We start from the raw sequence: 15,711 nt of genomic DNA, 5'->3' as shown, positions 1-15,711 counted from the left end.
AGGTCAAAGGATTAAGGATTTTCTCCAGCAAGCTTTAGAGCAATGATCGAACGGCCTGAGGATCTTTTGAATATGACCGCGTACGCGGGAGGTTTAGATTACTTACTTTAGATTGTAATCCTGTAAGAAACCAGCTATGGCCGGCCTTGACCTGGCTACCGTCCGACCATAAACATGATAGCCCGGTAGATGTGCTGGCCCTGCTGCCGGGGATCAATGCCATCGTCAAGCCGCCAACGAATTATGGTGCTCTGAATCAGGCCAATAAAGATAAAGGCCAGGGTATGGGCCGGGAAAAAACGCTTAAATTCACCCGTTTCCATCCCCTCGTTAAAAATCGCTTCCAGGGTCCGGGTATAGCCGGCAATAATCCCCTTGATGATTTCCTTCAGACTCGCATAACTGGTATATAATTCGTCGGAAAAGAGAATGCGCGGCATCGCCGGGCTGGTTGCCGCCAGGGACAGGTGCAGGTCTAAAATTAATTGCAATTTCTCCCCAGGCGGCACGTCCTTGCGGCCGGCTATGGCTGCAGCCTGGCTGGCCAAACGGCCGCCGACACTCTTAACGGCCGCTGCCAGGATGGCCTCTTTACCGGGAAAATGCTTGAAAATAGCCCCCTCGCTGAACCCTACCTCCTGGGCGATGGCGGCGGTGGTAAGATTGGCCAGCCCGCGCTTAGCTATAATATCCAGCGCAGCGGCTATTATTTGTTGTTGCCTGATGGCGCTGGTCTCTTTCACAGTCATGCTGTCACCTCCACTGCTGGTAGCCTCAAAGGCTTCTCGTCATTTTCTCCCTGGAGCTAGCCGGCCTGGCGGCAGTTAGTTCAATGCTGCTGCGCGGGCAAACCTCCAGGCAGGCGAAGCAAAAAAGGCAGTAACGGGGCAGTATGCGGTAGCTTTTTTCCGGGTCTTTATTGACAGCGATGGCCCCCGCCGGGCATACCCGCCGGCAGCGGCCGCAGGCCAGACAGTGATCCGGGTTAATATGGAATCTCCAGCGGCTAACGCCTGCGGGCAAGCTAAAGAGTACACCAAAGGGACAAAGGTAACGATGCCAGGCAGACTCGGTGAAAAAGATAGTGGTCAAAATGGCGAAGGGGGCAAGGAGCACAATGAGGTTTATTTTGATAATACCCCGCAGCGTCATCAAGAAAACAAGGAGGAAAAGGATAAAAATTACAGCCCGCAACCATGGGCTCTTGCCTACAGATGGTATGTCTTTTGCCAACCAACGGGCCTTTTTACTCACCAGCCAGTTGACGGGGCGCAAGAGGGTATTAAGGGGGCAGAGCCAACCGCAGTAGAGGCGCCCCCAAAAGGGAGTTATGAGCAGGAAAGCCATCATGATTAGCATCCAGAGCTTGTTTTTACCGCTTATTAACAAGTAAATGAACAACAGAAACGCAAGGATTTGCACCACCAGGCGCCAGTGCTGGAGTGAATGCTTCCGTTTCATCGCCGCCCTCCTTTATAAGTAAATATTTACTTACATTATGACTGGTAATAACTTCCCTGTCAAGGGTGTAAACATGTGATAAGGATCACACTGGCAAAACATTTTTGTTTACTTCTTTTTGGCGGAAGATTTAGGTGCAACTACTGGGAGAAATCCCCATGGAGGTAACCTGGATGGATGCGAATGGTCTTTCTTCCCACGGAAAATCCTGTTAATAGCCAGATGGGCTTTCGTATACGTTGATTCTCCTCAGCCTTACCTTTATAATGTAAGTTTGAGGAGGGAGTAAGGCAGTGCCGGTAGTGACGATATCTTCAAAAGGGCAGCTAATTATCCCCGCTGACATCCGAAAAAAATATGCTATTAAGCAAGGGGACAAGTTTGAGGTGCAGGTGGCCGAGGGGAAGCTGGTACTGGTCCCCCTGAAGGAAAAACCCTTCTTGCGGTTGTACGGAGCGTTAAAGGGTGAAACCAGCCTGGTCCGGTCGCTGCTGCAAGCAGAACATGCCGGGGAAACCGAAGAAGAAAACTATAAAGCCGGGACCGTCGTCCCGGCTTAACGTTTATCCGGCAAGAAATTATACGAACCTACCATCAAGGTAATAATCAACAAGGCCAGGCCAAAGGGTAAAAGATCAACGGCAACTTCAAATAAGGTGGGCACGTAGGGCCAGGAGCCGGCAAATACCGGCGCTCCTGCCTTAAATACGCCAACTGCTATGGGATAATTCCAGCCTTCAATTTCCATTCCAGGGATAGAGAGGCTTAAAGGGAACTGGTTAAAGGCCGGGAACATTAACATCAGCCGGTGGGCAAATACGCCGGTAAAAAGCAGGGCGCATCCCAGCAAGAGGGAACCGGCCGACCGACCGCCTTTTTCGCTGAAGAAGTAAACCATGACCAGGGCCGGCAGGGCGATTTCCACCAGGTAGACCGGGCCATAACGCTTGAAAACCAGGCCCAGGGTGCTTAAGGCTTCGGGGCTGCCCCACCACCAGTGAATTAAGATATCCATGGCTACGAAAAAGAAGTGGACGGCCAGGGCACCGGCTATAATCCGGGCCAGGGTATTAAAGGCGCCTGCATACTGGTTAAACCCATCTTTCCCGACCACCAGGATGGCAATCACCAGCACCAGGGCCGTCCCGGAAGCCACCGCCACGGCGATGAAATCCGGGGGTAAGATGGCCGTATACCACCAGCCGCGCGAAGCCTGGGTGGCAAAAATCAAGGCCGTGATGGTGTGAATTAGAATCGCCACCGGGAGCCCCACCATGGCTACCCGCCGGGACCACCTGGCAGCAATGCTTTCTACCTCCTCCTGGGAAAGCTTCCTTGTCCAACCGTTGAGAAAGCCGCGTCCTTCCTTTTTCCAGTCCGGTAAAAGCTGAAAATAAACGCTCAAGAAAGTTAAGACGGTATAGGCGGAAACAACTATTACGTCCCAGATTAAAGGCGACCGGAAATTGGGGTGCAGCAGCAAGTTGTAAATCCTGTCTACCCGCCCCAGATCCGGCAGGATGATTACCGCCGCGGCCATAATGCTGGCAAAGGCAGACAGGGAAGCAATGCGGGTAAAGGGCTTCAACTGCTCAAGATTGAAGAGGTAAACCGAAGAAGAAACGATTAGCCCCCCGGCGGCAATCCCCACAAAGAAGGCGAAGGTGGCAATATACAGGCCCCAGCTAAAGGGATTGCGCATGCCGGTCACAATCAGACCGCTTTTAAGCTGGTAGCCCCAGGTAAATAAACTTACCAGCAAAAGAACCAGGCCTATGGTAAAAGCCACATTTAGTTTCCTCACAAGATCTCCCTCCTTTTACTTCCGCGGTCCTGCTGGCGGCAGGTAAAAGACTTTGGGCTTTGTACCCAGTTCTTCTTTTAGCCTTAAAGCCTGCCGCTCCCGCACCAGGCGGCTTACTTCCGACTTGGGGTCATCGAGGTCGCCAAAGAAGCGCGCCCCGGCCGGACAGGCCTGGACACAAACCGGTAATTCCCCTTTATCGGTATACTGCACGCAGAAGGTACATTTTTCCACTATTCCTTTGGGACGATCCGGCATGTAGACCAGGCGGCTGTTCCGGTCGCGATGCTCGAAAGGATAGCCGTAATCATACCCCGGCATATAACCCGCCTTTGCTTTGGCCTTTTGCTGGTCCTCCCAGTTGAACTGGCGCACGCCGTAGGGACAGGCGGCCATGCAGTAACGGCAACCGATACAGCGCTCGTAGTCAACCAGCACCCGGCCCCGGTCGTCGGTGTAGGTCGCCCCCACCGGGCAGACCTTTTCACAGGGCGCGTTTTCACACATCTGGCAGGATACGGGTAAAAAAGACATCTCCACTTCCCCGTTTTTCGCTACGGGAAGCTGGTGTTCAGGACTTCCAGGAGTAAAGACCCGGTTCCACCACATACCCGGCGGCTGGGAGTTGTGCCCTTTGCAAACCACCGCGCAGGTACGGCAGCCGATGCAGCGGTCCAGGTCGATGACCATTCCCAGTCTCACTATACCTCACCTGCCTTTCTTACATCGCAGAGGGCTTCGTTCCAGGCTGTATTGGGGGCCCATATCCCCGGTACGAAGTAGACCTCATGGGTGGGCTTGATAAAAGGATAGGTCAGGGAGTTATAAGAGTCACCGTTAAGATAGCGGCTCCACCAGCCCTGCTCAAAGACGACTATTTTTCTCCCCAGGCCCGGGTCCAGGACGGCATAACCACGCACCCGGCCGCGGTCATTGTAAACTTCGACCAAGTCGCCTTCTTTAATACCCTTTGCGGCAGCGTCCTGGGGGTTCAAGAAAACCTTCGGCTTATTATCCTGCAGCTCGTTCATCCAGAGATTATTGGAATGGGTGGAGTGGACCCGGTAAAGGGAATTACGAGTGATATAGGCAAACTGGTACTTGCCTTTAACTTCCGGATTCAAGGCATACTCGCTATCCTCAAAGGGCGGCTTGTGCACGGGCAAAGTCTCACCCAGCTGGATAAAGGTTTCCTCTTCCTTATAAAACTCGATCCGACCACTCCTGACAAATTTTGCCGTCGCTTCCAATGCCGCCGGCCGGCTGACAGGCGGGAAGGGCTTTTTAAACTGTACCTGTTCATAAAAGGGAATCTGGCGATTTCCCGGCACCTCCGATTTCAGCCGCACCGGCCCCTTTTTTAGTTGCTCCAGGGTAATCCCGGCCACAGGCTGGCCGCCGGTGGCAAGGAGAAGTTCAATGGCTTTTTCCGCCGCCGTGTTCTCATCCAGATCGGGGAAAAAGTGTTTTGCAAAGTCGGGATTGAGCCTTTTAGCTAGTTCCCTGGCCATCCATAGTTCGGACCTGGCTTCATAAAGAGGCCTGATAGCCGGCTGCTGCAGCTGCATGTAGGGGTGCAAAGGAGTGGTTACCAGTTCGGTCTTTTCATACCAGGTGGCAGCCGGGAAAACGACATCGCTGTAACGGCAGCTGGTGGTCAGGGAAAAATCCAGGCCGGCGATGAATTCCAGTTCGCCCTTTACTGCCATCTGCCGCAGGCGGTCGGCCATATTATGCTGGTCGAAGGGGTTGCCCCAGCCAAAGATCAGGGCTTTGACCCCGTTCTTGGGCCACCTGGCTTTCATACCGGGGGTCGGGCCATGGAGGATATAAAGCCAGGGAAGCCATCTGGGCGGCCTGGGAAACCACCATTCTTTGACATTGAACCGGATCTTGTACTGGCCGGCATAGGTGGAAATACCCGCACCCGGCTTGCCGAGATTGCCGGTCAGCACCGGCAACAGAGCCAGGGCGCGGCCCTTCAAGTCGCCGTGATACCACTGGTAGTTGCTGGCACCATAGATGACATGGAGCGGTTTCGTTGTCGCCATCTCCCGGGCCAGGCGGACCACCGTATCCCCGGGAACGCCAGTCTCCTGCTCTACATAGGCCGGTGTATAGCTGGCTAAATGTTCTTTTAACAGCTGGAAGACCGGTTTGGCCTTAACCCGCCGGCCGTCCTTTAATTCGATATCTACTTCGCCCTCTAGGATTACATCCAGAGGAAGCTCCAGCTTTTCCGGGTGCACGGCCAGGAACTGCCCGTTGTAAGCGACAAAGGCCTCCCGGTAGGGCGGTAGTCCGTCCGGTCTGGTCAGGCCCTTTACCTCATCCGCTTTCAGGCGCCGCCCGTTATCAAGACGAACCAGAAGGGGCATATCGCTGTAGGTTTTGATGAATGCCTCGTCATAGAGTTTTTCTTCAATGATTACCCTGGCCATCCCCAGGGCCAGGGCCGCATCGCTGCTGGGTTTAAGCTGGACCCATTCGTCGGCCTTGGCGGCCGTCGGGCTGTAGTTGGGGTCAAAAACAACCACCTTTGTACCATTATTCCTGGCTTTAATCAGGAAGTCAGAGTCAATAAGGCGGGTAACCATAATGTTAGAACCAAATATGGCTATATAGCGGGAATTAAGCCATTCCAGGGGTTCCAGCTCTTCCGTCTGGACGCCGAAGGTCATGGGCCAGAACATAGGCAGATCGCCGTTCTGGTCGTAAGGGTGGATCAGGCTCCACCCCGCCATAGTAGCCAGGGCAAGCCAGGCTCCCTTCTGGACGTGGCCGGTCCCGCCGACCTGGAAAATAAAGCCGATGGATTCCGGCCCGTATTTGGCGGCAATCTCCTTAAGGCGTTTTGCCGTATAGTCCAGGGCTTCTTCCCAGGATACCTCCCGGAACTCCCCCGCACCGCGTTCCCCGGTACGGATCAATGGTTTTTTTATACGGTCAGGACCGTAGATTAGGTTGATAAAGGAGAGCCCCCGCAGGCATCCCCGGGGTCCATATTCGGGCTCGGGGTAGTCGTTGGACGGTAAAAGGGCCTTGATCTGCCCGTCCACCACCATGGCCTTAATACCGCAGGCCAAGGTACAGTTGGGTGAACAGGTACTGCGCACGTATTTAACTTCTTTTAATGGGGACGTATTCTCTGCCCCGGCTTTCGGGATAAAATATCGCGTAGGCCCCGCCGTACCCGCCAGGACGGCCGTTGCTGCCGACGCCTTTAAAAACTGGCGCCGACTGAGCCTGAATTCTCGCTTCTCTTTCTTCTTCATTAAGGTCACCTCCAAGCGGCATTTAGGGACCAGACCCCGGTATCCCGTGGTGCTGGGAACTGGTTATTCATTTACGAGTTCCGTCGCACTTTTCTAAAATAATATTCTTGGTGTTATGGGGCCAACTATACCCCGTAATAAAACTGCCAACTGGTAGTATTTCTGGTCATATATTCCCCTCCCCCAACTTGTGAAAGTAACATATTTATACATGCCTTTTATAGCAAGTTTCATGCCAGCAAAGTAAAAAGCCCCGGTCTCTGTTATCCGGGGCTTTTCTGCCCTGCAAGGGTATAAGGGCTCTCTAAAATTTTATAACCCATCTCTAGAATTATAGAGAGTTTAGCCTCTCTATCCGGCAGGCTCCGGCCTTGGCCAGGGGCTGACCGGAAAGGGGATCGACGTTCCGGCCGGTGAGGTGGTTGGCCGCCTGGCGCCTTTCCCTCTCGCTGGGGTCCAGATCACCAAAGTGGAAGGGGACAAAGACCTCCCCCGGCGCTACCACCTCTGTAATCCTGGCCGGCACCTCAACCCAGCCTCGGCGGGACACCACCCGAACCACCTCGCCCTCAGCCACCTTTAAACGTGCCGCGTCTTGCGGGTTAATTTCCACATAGGCCCCGGGTACCAGGGCCTGGAGTTCCGGTATGCGCTTGGTCTTGGTCCGGGTATGGTAATGTTCAATAATCCGGCCGGTATTGAGCCAGAAGGGAAATTCTCCGTCAGGTACTTCTGGCGGCGGTGTATAAGGAACAGCCCAGAGACGCGCCCTGCCCTCCGGGTGATTAAACTCGCCATAACCCTGGGCTTCTTCTGGCAGCGTGGGAAAAACGCCGGCGGTGTAGAGCCGCGGTGTTCCCCGGCCGCCCTCCGGGCAGGGCCACTGGATGCCCCCCTGGCGTTCAAGCAGGGTGTAGTCCACGCCTGTCAGGTCATTGGGCCGGTGGCGGGTAAGCTCCCTTAACTCCTCAAAGGCCGCCGCCGGCCCCTGCCAGGCAAAGAGGCTCCCTGCACCCAGGTAGCGGGCCACCTGGCTGACGATGGCCAGGTCGTCCCGCGCCTCTCCTGGTGGATTCACAGCGCGGCGGACGAGATTCAGCCGCCGCTCGGAATTGGTAATTATCCCGTCCTTTTCCCCCCACCCGGCGCCGGGAAGGAAGATGTCGGCGAAGGCCGCCGTCTCCATGGGATAAAAGACGTCCTGGACAATTAAAAAGACCTTTTCTAGCTGGCGACGGCTAAACCCCTGGTCGGGCAGGGAAACGGCCGGGTTGGTGCCTATGACCCACAGGACCTTGAGCCTGCCGGCAGCAATTAGCTCCAGCATGTAGTTGATATCATTGACCCGGCGGGGCAACCGGTCTTCCGGGATACCCCAGTAGTTGGCCACCTGGCGGCGATGCTCGGGATTCTCGGGGTTGCGGAAGCCAGGGAGGCCGCCGCCCCCGCCGATCTCCCGCATGCTCATGGCCGAGGCCTGGCCGGTAAGGGAAAAGGGCGCCGAACCCGGCCGGCCGATTTTGCCGGTGATGAGGTGCAGGGAGTTAATCAGAGTTACCGTATCAACCGCCTGGCTGCTCTGGTTAACCCCCTGACAAAAAACGGTGACGGCGCTGGGGGATTGGCCGAAGAGGCGGGCGGCGGCCACAATATCCGCCCCCGGCACGCCGGTGAGAGCGGCCACCCGCTCCGGCGGGTAGGCGGCGGCGGCACGGGCCAGTTCTTCAAAGCCTGTCGTTGACCGCCGGATAAAGTCCCGATCCAGCAGACCTTCCTTAACTATAATATTAATCAAACCGTAGAGGAGGGGGATGTTGCTGCCGCAGCGCAGGCGCAGGTGGAGATCGGCCACCCGGGCCGGCAGGGTAAGACGCGGGTCGGCCACCATGATTCTGGCCCCGTTAAGTTTACGGTTGCGTAAAATCCGCTGCCAGAGCTGGGGGTGCATCTCCGCCGGGTTGGCGCCAAAGATAAAGATGAGGCTGCTCACATCCAGGTCTTCGTAGCAGCCCGGTGGGGCGTCCACGCCAAAAGAGCGGATATAGCCGCTTACCGTGGAGGCCATACAGAGCCGGGTATTGGCATCAATATTGGGCGTACCCAGCACGCCTTTAGCCAGCTTGTGGATGGCGTAGTATTCCTCCAGGGTCAGCTGCCCGCCGTGATAAATGCCGACGGCTTCCGGGCCGCCGCTTGCCAGGGCTTCCCGGAAACGCTGCGCCACCTCGGCCAGGGCTTTTTCCCAGGTCACAGGATGCATTTCCCCGCCCCGGCGACGAAAGGGTACCGTCGCCCGCTCCGGGTGGTGCAGGGTTTTCCACTCGTAAAGGCCCTTGAGGCACAGGTGGCCTTTATTTACCGGCGCGGCGGTATCAGGTTTGACGGCCACTGCCCGGCCGTCTTTAACCCCCAGGAAAAGGCCGCAGCCGGTACCGCAATAACCGCAGGTGGTAGCCACCCAGCGGTCTACAGCTATTTCCTCCTGATCCTGGAACAAGCTAAATATTCCTTGTTGCAGCTCCGCCAGTGCCATTAGCGCTCCCTCATTTATTACCAGCCATGGGTTAGAATAATTTCCATGCCAGTTCCAAATACTTCAGTTGATACTGTAGCGCTTCAATTTCTGGTAGAGGCCGGACGGATGAATGCCCAAAAGCCTTGCCGCCTCCTGCTTATTCCCCCCGGCAGCCGCCAGGGCCCTCTGGATAGCCGCCTTTTCCGCTTCTGCAACGGCCTCCTTCAATTCCAGGCCGGCCTCGTTGTCCCTCACCTGTTGCATAGCCGGCGGCAGGTGTTCCCGGCGGATGATGTCTTCCCCCGGCTCTAAGAAATTAAAGGCGTGCTCCAGGACATTCTCCAGTTCGCGGACATTGCCCGGCCAGGTATAGCGGTAAAATAGCTCCTGCACCCCCGGGGCGAGGCCCCTGACGGCCATCCCATAGCGGTTATTGAGGCGCCGGATAATGACCGCCGTCAAAACCTCGATATCTTCCGGCCGCTCCCGCAGGGGCGGTATATTGAGGGTCACTACCGCCAGGCGGTAATAAAGGTCGCGGCGAAACTTGCCGGCCGCCTCCAGGGCCAGGAGATCCTGGTTGGTGGCAGCAATAATCCTCACATCTACCTTGATAGTCTTACGTCCCCCGACCCGCTCAAAGGAACGTTCCTGCAAAGCCCTGAGGAGCTTCGGCTGCATACTCAAAGGCAGGTCACCGATTTCATCCAGGAATATGGTGCCGCCATCGGCCAGCTCAAACTTGCCGGGCTTGCCGCCCCGGGCCGCCCCGGTAAAGGCCCCTTCCTCGTAGCCAAAGAGCTCGGCTTCCAGCAGGTTTTCCGGGATGGCCGCACAGTTGATTTTGATCAAAGGTTCATTGCGGCGGGAACTGGCCCTGTGGATGGCCTGGGCCAGCAATTCCTTCCCGGTACCGCTCTCACCGGTAATTAAAACGTTAGCCTCGCCCCGGGCCACCCGGGCTGCCCGTTTTTTCAGCTGCACCATGGCCGGGCTCGTCCCCAGTATCCCCTGCCAGGCGTCCTGTTCCCCATGGAGGGACGCGAGTTCCTGCTGGTAAAAGAGGACCTTGCCCTCTAAAACCTGCAGGCGCCGGGAAATATCTTTTAGGCCTGCAGCAGCCAGGTCTTCAACTGCCATGGCCTTGCCTACGGCACCCAGAAGGTTGCCGGCGGCATCTTTGACAGGCATTTCCGACAATAACAATTTCTTGCCGGCATACTGGACCTCAAAGCCGACTACCGGCCGGCCAGTAGCCAGTACCTCCGGCAGGCGGCTGAAGGTTAAAACATCTCCTATCTCCCGGCCTGTAAGGACATCAGCCCTCTGGCCCAGGAGTTCGGCATACATCTGGTTGATACTGACGATTACCCCCTGGCGATTAACCACCACCAGGTAGAGGGGAAAATCATCGAGGAGGGCGGCGTAGAGTTCATTAATGGCCTGAAGGTAGGCTGCGTCCGGCTGTTCTTCCGTAAAAAGAACGAGGACTCCCCCCTGGCCGTCGGGGAAATAATCGACGCGGTAGTTTTTACCCCCGGCGGCAAAACAGGTTCCCTGGAGGGGGCGCCGGTGGGTAAAGACCTCGGCCAGGCGCGTCTCCGGAAAGACCTCCGTCAGTCGCCGGCCCTTTAAATCCCGGCCGGCCAGCCCCAGGATGGCGGCAGCCAGGGAGTTGGCCACCAGGATGTGACCGACGGCGTCGACATAGATCATTCCCTGCTGCAGCGCATTAAAGGTTTCTCCCCAGAAATCCCTGGCAGTCCCGGCCATTATTCTCCCCTCCCTGTATGGTCAGCCTTGTTCTTTCATTATGTTAACATTTCGTTCCCCTGACTGCAACCCGGCCAGGCATTCCACTAAAAACCGCAGGATCTCTTAATAAACCGTACAATCATTCCAAAAAGGAATATAAAGCATAGCAGGACTTTATAAAATGGCGACGAATCTCAAAGGCATATCACTGCTAAAGGAGTGAGAAGATACCTTGACCAGCAAAACGGTTTTGAGTGATGCGAGCAAAGGAAGTTATGTATGGCAATCTATAAAAGGTGGTTGGTTAAGGATATTTACCGAACCCTGGCCTATTGGAGTAGGTGTCTTTGCTCTAACCATTACCAACTTATTTATGTTCATGTATGCCCGGGCCCTGGGCGTCTTTCCCCAAATGGCCATGTGGGGGAGCTGGCTTTATAATCTGGTGGGGATTAAAACTGAAAGCCCATTTATCCCTTACCCTGTAAAGCCTATTTATCTGGATATGCATAGCTTGATTGACATAGGTATCATAGCTGGTACCCTTGGGGCTTCTCTGTTGGCCCGTGAATTTAAAATTCGTAAAGAAGACTGGCAGGGTTATCTCTGGGGCGCTGCTGGGGGCATACTGATGGGTTTGGGTACTGTCCTGATGCCTCCATGTAATATAGGAGGATTCTGGGTAGCTACCATGGCCTTTTCTTTAAGCGGTCCCCTGTCTGCTGTAGGTCTTTTGCTGGGTGCTTATGTTGGAGGCAAAATTTTACAATATCAAATGCGTAAAGCCCTGCAAAAGCTTGATTTCACCACGGCGCCAAAGGGAGAAACGAAAGCGGCAGAAGTTTTATCCCGTCAACCCCAATGGGGAGTCCTGGTATTTTCCCTTTCACTTCTCATCGCTGTCATTTATTACATTGCAGGCATGCCCAAAAATACAGGTCTCTTTTTATTTGGGATTCTTTTTGGGCTGATTATCCAGCGTTCGCGTCTCTGCTTTGTAGCTGCCTTCCGTGAAATTTTGGTCAGCCGTGACGGTAAGGTTATGAAGTGGCTATTGCTGGGAATGGCTGTGGGAGCCATGGGTTTCGCCATCCTCAAGGCCCAGGGCTATCAGCCTGCGCATATGGTTTTTCCCGCAGGATGGCATAATATCGGGGGTGGCTTCATTTTTGGTATCGGCATGGTCCTGGCCGGAGGATGCGGTGTGGGTATCCTGGCGCGGAGCGGTGAAGGCTACACGCGTTCCTGGGTGGCGATTTTAACCGCCATGTTAACCTCTGGTGCCTGGGTACACATTTATGGCCAGAAGGTGGGACAGGGATGGCTATACGGGAAACCGGTATACCTGCCTCAATTATGGGGCTGGGGAGGGGCTCTGGCTTTTATCTACGGCTTCTTGCTGCTGTTCTACTTATTTATCCTCTGGGTGGAGGCTGGAAAGCATGAAAGAGCTTAATGCGGTTAAGGTAAACGATAACCATTATCAGGTTGATATGCGCGGGTGGATGTGCCCGTATCCCAAGTACGCCGTTGCAACCCTCCTGGAAAAACTACCGCCGGCCAGCTTTTTAAACCTTTTAGTCGACTGTCCTTCCGCAACAAAGGACGTACCTGACCTGGCTAAAAATCAAGGGTATGATGTGCAGAAGGTCGAACTTCTGAGGGACGGGGAATGGATGATTTGTATAAGCAATAAATAATATTGATTACACCTTTACTTATCATTACCCCTCCTTTACAAGGCAATAGAGTATTCATAAGCTTCTTCACAACCTGTTTTCTACGGATTGACCTTTAACGATATAATCTGCGAGACCTGTTTTCCCGTTTTCTTTTGCCAACACATTTTTAAACTTAACAGGCAGTCCCGCGGAAGCAAAAAAGCTTCTCCCGTCATTCAATTGAAAATGAACATGGGGTTCGCTGGTATTCCCGGAGTTGCCGCATCTGGCAATTACTTGCCCCCGGACAACCTTCTGACCTAATGTAACGGTTATGCTGTTGGGCATGAGGTGAGCGATGGTGCTGAACTCTTTTTCATTATGTTTGAGCGTAATAAAATTTCCGCGGATATCTTTCGCCCTGCATTCAGCCCTGCCGTCACCATATACCTTGCTTTCAGGATGCCCGTCGGCCATACTAACAATTTCACCGTCGGCAGGCGCTAGAATGTCTTTCCCGTAGCAGTAATAATCCTGCAGCTGCTTGCCGCTGCCGGAGCAGGTTTTTCCACTTTCATCAACTATAACAAAATCATAGGCATAGCGCTGCGGCCACACGCCCCAGGAATGGGAGGTTCTCTTGTCTACGCCGCCGTTTGCGACGTACCACTGTCCCTTAAAGGGCAATATGTATTCCGTCATACCGACATAATTATCTTTTGACGGCAGACGAAAACGATGGCGGAATAATATCAAAGGATAAGAGAGAAGCTGTTGAATACTCTGGTAGAATGCCGGCAGATTGCTGAATATCTCAATAAACCCAAGCAAAAAGAACAGCCAGAAAAGCTTAAGGTAAGCATTGCCGGTGATGCTGCCCAATAGCCCAATTAAGCCGATCCATTTAAATTTTGCCAGAATATTTACAAACCTGTGCATATCTTAGCCACCCCACGTCACTCTTCTGTAATTTCAAAAATATCTTCGACTGTTGTATGAAAAACCTTTGCTATGTCAAGCGCCAGTTTTAAGGACGGATTGTATTTACCGTTTTCCAAATGGCCGATCGTTTCACGCCTTACGCCGACCAAAGCCGCCAATTCTTCCTGCTTCATATTGTATTTGGCTCTGTATTCCTTGATTTTGGTTTTGATCATCATAAACTGCTACCGCTTTCTCTTATCTCACACACCATCAGTATGACGGTGAACACGAAGATGGACAACGCCATTCCAAGCCCCATTCCAAGCGTCGGTAATGCATCATTATTCATCAACACCCTCAGCATAATCGTAACCGCCGATGATGCAAGTCCAGTAAAGAATGCGGGTGTTGCCGCTTTTTGAACATTGGCTTTAAACAATTCATCCGGTATAACAAAAAAATACCGAATGTAGTACAGAAAACCCCAAAATCCTAGGTATGCCTTATTATCCGTTAAAAAACCCAGTGTACCTAATACTGCAAGAAGACTTAAATAACCCAATTTGTTTTTCAATGGTATCTCTCCCTTGTATGATATATTTATAACTCCATGTTATAAATATATCACATTTCAAACCTAAGTCAAGTATATTTAACGAACTTATTGAAAGCTTATGATATAACATTAAAATCTAATCTTGTCCGGTTGGTGTAATTTTGATATAGAAGATCTACCTATACCTAATTAAAGCTTTCATCAATTTTTCTTAATAAAGCGCGAAAAAGCCCGGTCTTTCTGGACTTTTTCGCGGGTCAGCATTGTATCAATATTGACGGGATAATATGATGAAAACAAGAGATTTAAACCTCTTTCTAAAATCACAGTAGACATGTTTCCGCGAACAATCACATAGACAAAAAAAGCAGGGCTTCCCGGCATCCTTACCACCCGCCGACACTCTTTCGGCAGATAGTAAAACACCGGAAAGCCCTGTATTTAAGCCGTTTTTCAAGCCTTTATCCGTTCTTTACATTTTGCATCAGAACCACGCACTCAACATGACGGGTGTGGGGAAACAAGTCCACCGGCTGCACCGGGCCCGGGGTGAAGCCGGCTTCTCGCAGGTAGGCCAGGTCCCGGGCTAAAGTTGCCGGGTTACAGGAAACGTAGACAACCCGCCCGGGTGCCATGGCCGCCACTGCCGCCAGTACCCGGCGGTCGCAGCCGGCCCGGGGCGGGTCCAGGATAACAACTTCCGGCCGGTAGCCTGCCCCGGCCAGGCGGGGTAATACTACCTCGGCGGCCCCGGCACGGAACCTCGTATTGGTAATGTTATTTAAAGCAGCATTGCGCCGGGCGTACGCAATGGCCTCCGCTACCACTTCTACCCCGGTAACCCTTCCCGCCTGCCGGCTCAACCACAAGGCAATGGCCCCGCTGCCGCAGTAGGCATCGAGGACCTCTTCGCCGCCCTGCAGGCTGGTAAAGGCTGCTGCCTGGTTGTAGAGGGTCTCAGCCTGGACGGTGTTAACCTGAAAGAAGGTAGTAGCAGAGATATGGAAGCGTAGTTCTCCCAGACGCTCCTCCAGGTAATCCCGGCCGTAGAGGATAGTTTCCTCAACCGCCTCCCTGCTGTTATTAAAAGGCAAGGCTACCACTCCCACCAGCTCCAGGAAGCGGCCGGCCAGTTTCACCGCTAACTCCTTGCCGCCCGGCCAGCCCGCCTCAACCTCCAGGGCTACCAGCAACTCCCCTGTAGCCCGGCCCTGGCGCAGGGTCACGTGCTTGAGGCCCGGAGCCAGCCCCGGTAGCAGCCGGGCCATCTCCCGGGCCAGTTCCAGGAGACCGGCAGGTAAGAGGGGGCAATGAGAAGAGGGTACTACTTCATGGCTTCCCGGCCGATAAAAGCCCAGCCGGCCTCTCGCCACATGGAGCCGTACCTTATTGCGGTAGCCCCAAGGATTGGCCATTCCCACAACCGGCAAGACCCGGATGTCCCGCAAACCTCCCAGGCGCTGCAAGGCTTCTACAACCAGACGCCGTTTCCACAGCAGCTGGGCCCGGTAGTCCAGGTGCTGCAGGTGGCAGCCGCCGCAATGGTGCGCCTCTGGACAGGGAGGCAACACCCGGTCCGGGGAGGCTTTTTCGATCTCCAGCAGCCGGGCCAGGGCATAATTCTTCTTCCTGGCTACCAGTTCTATTTTTACCCTTTCCCCCGGCAGGGCCCCTGGTACAAAAACAGCCAGGCCGTCCTGCAAGCGCCCCACGCCAGCCCCTTCATGGGTTAACCCGGTAATGTCAACCTTTTCCATATC

At 54.1% G+C, this 15,711-nt stretch carries 15 protein-coding genes; 3 read left to right on the top strand and 12 right to left on the bottom strand.

The features are described from left to right. Positions 1–155: 155 nt before the first annotated feature. Together FLZ89_RS09700 and FLZ89_RS09695 are read right to left on the bottom strand one after the other, a co-directional pair. The gene (locus tag FLZ89_RS09700; RefSeq protein ID WP_141304883.1) at positions 156–749 is read right to left on the bottom strand and encodes a TetR/AcrR family transcriptional regulator; all 594 of its coding nucleotides are present in this window, start codon (positions 747–749) and stop codon (positions 156–158) included. A 25-nt stretch (positions 750–774) separates the two neighbouring features. Continuing rightward, the gene (locus FLZ89_RS09695) at positions 775–1,461 is read right to left on the bottom strand and encodes a 4Fe-4S binding protein (protein WP_141304882.1); all 687 of its coding nucleotides are present in this window, start codon (positions 1,459–1,461) and stop codon (positions 775–777) included. 293 nt (positions 1,462–1,754) lie between these two features. On the opposite strand from FLZ89_RS09695, the gene FLZ89_RS09690 reads away from it, so the two are divergent. Beyond that, the gene (locus tag FLZ89_RS09690) at positions 1,755–2,021 is read left to right on the top strand and encodes an AbrB/MazE/SpoVT family DNA-binding domain-containing protein (protein WP_141304881.1); all 267 of its coding nucleotides are present in this window, start codon (positions 1,755–1,757) and stop codon (positions 2,019–2,021) included. On the opposite strand, the gene nrfD is transcribed toward FLZ89_RS09690, so the two are convergent. The 5 genes from nrfD to FLZ89_RS09665 all read right to left on the bottom strand — a co-directional run bounded on the left by nrfD (position 2,018) and on the right by FLZ89_RS09665 (position 10,828). Then, positions 2,018–3,265, bottom strand: a complete 1,248-nt coding sequence (gene nrfD / locus FLZ89_RS09685; protein WP_253256451.1) for an NrfD/PsrC family molybdoenzyme membrane anchor subunit — start codon at positions 3,263–3,265, stop codon at positions 2,018–2,020. The genes FLZ89_RS09690 and nrfD overlap by 4 nt on opposite strands. Positions 3,266–3,280: 15 nt before the next feature. Beyond that, entirely contained in the window at positions 3,281–3,967 is a 687-nt protein-coding gene (locus FLZ89_RS09680; protein ID WP_141304880.1) for a 4Fe-4S dicluster domain-containing protein, read from the bottom strand. Beyond that, positions 3,967–6,540 (bottom strand): molybdopterin-dependent oxidoreductase, encoded by a 2,574-nt coding sequence (locus FLZ89_RS09675; protein ID WP_141304879.1) that lies wholly within the window; start codon positions 6,538–6,540, stop codon positions 3,967–3,969. The genes FLZ89_RS09680 and FLZ89_RS09675 overlap by 1 nt, the downstream gene beginning before the upstream one ends. Before the next feature lie 331 nt (positions 6,541–6,871). Continuing rightward, the gene (locus FLZ89_RS09670; protein WP_253256450.1) at positions 6,872–9,073 is read right to left on the bottom strand and encodes a molybdopterin oxidoreductase family protein; all 2,202 of its coding nucleotides are present in this window, start codon (positions 9,071–9,073) and stop codon (positions 6,872–6,874) included. A gap of 63 nt (positions 9,074–9,136) precedes the next feature. Continuing rightward, positions 9,137–10,828: a sigma 54-interacting transcriptional regulator gene (locus tag FLZ89_RS09665; RefSeq protein ID WP_141304878.1), complete on the bottom strand. Its 1,692-nt coding sequence runs from the start codon at positions 10,826–10,828 to the stop codon at positions 9,137–9,139. 214 nt (positions 10,829–11,042) lie between these two features. Between FLZ89_RS09665 and FLZ89_RS09660 the strand changes: the two genes are divergently transcribed. Further along, positions 11,043–12,266, top strand: a complete 1,224-nt coding sequence (locus FLZ89_RS09660) for a YeeE/YedE thiosulfate transporter family protein (protein WP_141262731.1) — start codon at positions 11,043–11,045, stop codon at positions 12,264–12,266. After that, positions 12,253–12,510: a sulfurtransferase TusA family protein gene (locus tag FLZ89_RS09655; RefSeq protein WP_141262732.1), complete on the top strand. Its 258-nt coding sequence runs from the start codon at positions 12,253–12,255 to the stop codon at positions 12,508–12,510. Before FLZ89_RS09660 ends, FLZ89_RS09655 begins: the two co-directional genes overlap by 14 nt. Before the next feature lie 66 nt (positions 12,511–12,576). Here FLZ89_RS09655 and FLZ89_RS09650 read toward each other — a convergent pair whose 3' ends face one another. The 5 genes from FLZ89_RS09650 to rlmD all read right to left on the bottom strand — a co-directional run bounded on the left by FLZ89_RS09650 (position 12,577) and on the right by rlmD (position 15,708). After that, a complete protein-coding gene (locus FLZ89_RS09650) occupies positions 12,577–13,410 on the bottom strand; it encodes a M23 family metallopeptidase (RefSeq protein ID WP_141262733.1) in 834 nt (277 codons plus the stop codon). A gap of 17 nt (positions 13,411–13,427) precedes the next feature. Then, complete coding sequence (locus FLZ89_RS09645; RefSeq protein WP_172613540.1) at positions 13,428–13,631, bottom strand: helix-turn-helix transcriptional regulator; 204 nt, start codon at positions 13,629–13,631, stop codon at positions 13,428–13,430. Next, on the bottom strand, positions 13,628–13,969 hold the full coding sequence (locus FLZ89_RS09640; protein WP_141262734.1) for a DUF3796 domain-containing protein: 342 nt from the start codon (positions 13,967–13,969) through the stop codon (positions 13,628–13,630). Before FLZ89_RS09640 ends, FLZ89_RS09645 begins: the two co-directional genes overlap by 4 nt. Before the next feature lie 183 nt (positions 13,970–14,152). Further along, entirely contained in the window at positions 14,153–14,377 is a 225-nt protein-coding gene (locus FLZ89_RS09635) for a hypothetical protein (protein WP_141304877.1), read from the bottom strand. Between the two features lie 35 nt (positions 14,378–14,412). Next, on the bottom strand, positions 14,413–15,708 hold the full coding sequence (gene rlmD / locus FLZ89_RS09630) for a 23S rRNA (uracil(1939)-C(5))-methyltransferase RlmD (protein ID WP_141262736.1): 1,296 nt from the start codon (positions 15,706–15,708) through the stop codon (positions 14,413–14,415). Between the last annotated feature and the right edge of the window lie 3 nt (positions 15,709–15,711).

It is taken from the genome of Moorella sp. E306M, assembly GCF_006538385.1.
Classification (GTDB): Bacteria; Bacillota; DSM-521; order Neomoorellales; family Neomoorellaceae; genus Neomoorella.
The sequence above is the reverse complement of the archived record's forward strand: the minus strand, read 5'-3'. Positions and strand labels throughout refer to the sequence as shown.

Bases quoted from the DNA above. Each gene is read 5' to 3' on its own strand.
- FLZ89_RS09700 (WP_141304883.1), bottom strand. From the start codon at position 749: ATGACTGTGAAAGAGACCAGCGCCATCAGGCAACAACAAATAATAGCC.
- FLZ89_RS09695 (WP_141304882.1), bottom strand. From the start codon at position 1,461: ATGAAACGGAAGCATTCACTCCAGCACTGGCGCCTGGTGGTGCAAATC.
- FLZ89_RS09675 (WP_141304879.1), bottom strand. From the start codon at position 6,540: ATGAAGAAGAAAGAGAAGCGAGAATTCAGGCTCAGTCGGCGCCAGTTT.
- FLZ89_RS09670 (WP_253256450.1), bottom strand. From the start codon at position 9,073: ATGGCACTGGCGGAGCTGCAACAAGGAATATTTAGCTTGTTCCAGGAT.
- FLZ89_RS09665 (WP_141304878.1), bottom strand. From the start codon at position 10,828: ATGGCCGGGACTGCCAGGGATTTCTGGGGAGAAACCTTTAATGCGCTG.
- FLZ89_RS09655 (WP_141262732.1), top strand. From the start codon at position 12,253: ATGAAAGAGCTTAATGCGGTTAAGGTAAACGATAACCATTATCAGGTT.
- FLZ89_RS09650 (WP_141262733.1), bottom strand. From the start codon at position 13,410: ATGCACAGGTTTGTAAATATTCTGGCAAAATTTAAATGGATCGGCTTA.
- FLZ89_RS09645 (WP_172613540.1), bottom strand. From the start codon at position 13,631: ATGATGATCAAAACCAAAATCAAGGAATACAGAGCCAAATACAATATG.
- rlmD (WP_141262736.1), bottom strand. From the start codon at position 15,708: ATGGAAAAGGTTGACATTACCGGGTTAACCCATGAAGGGGCTGGCGTG.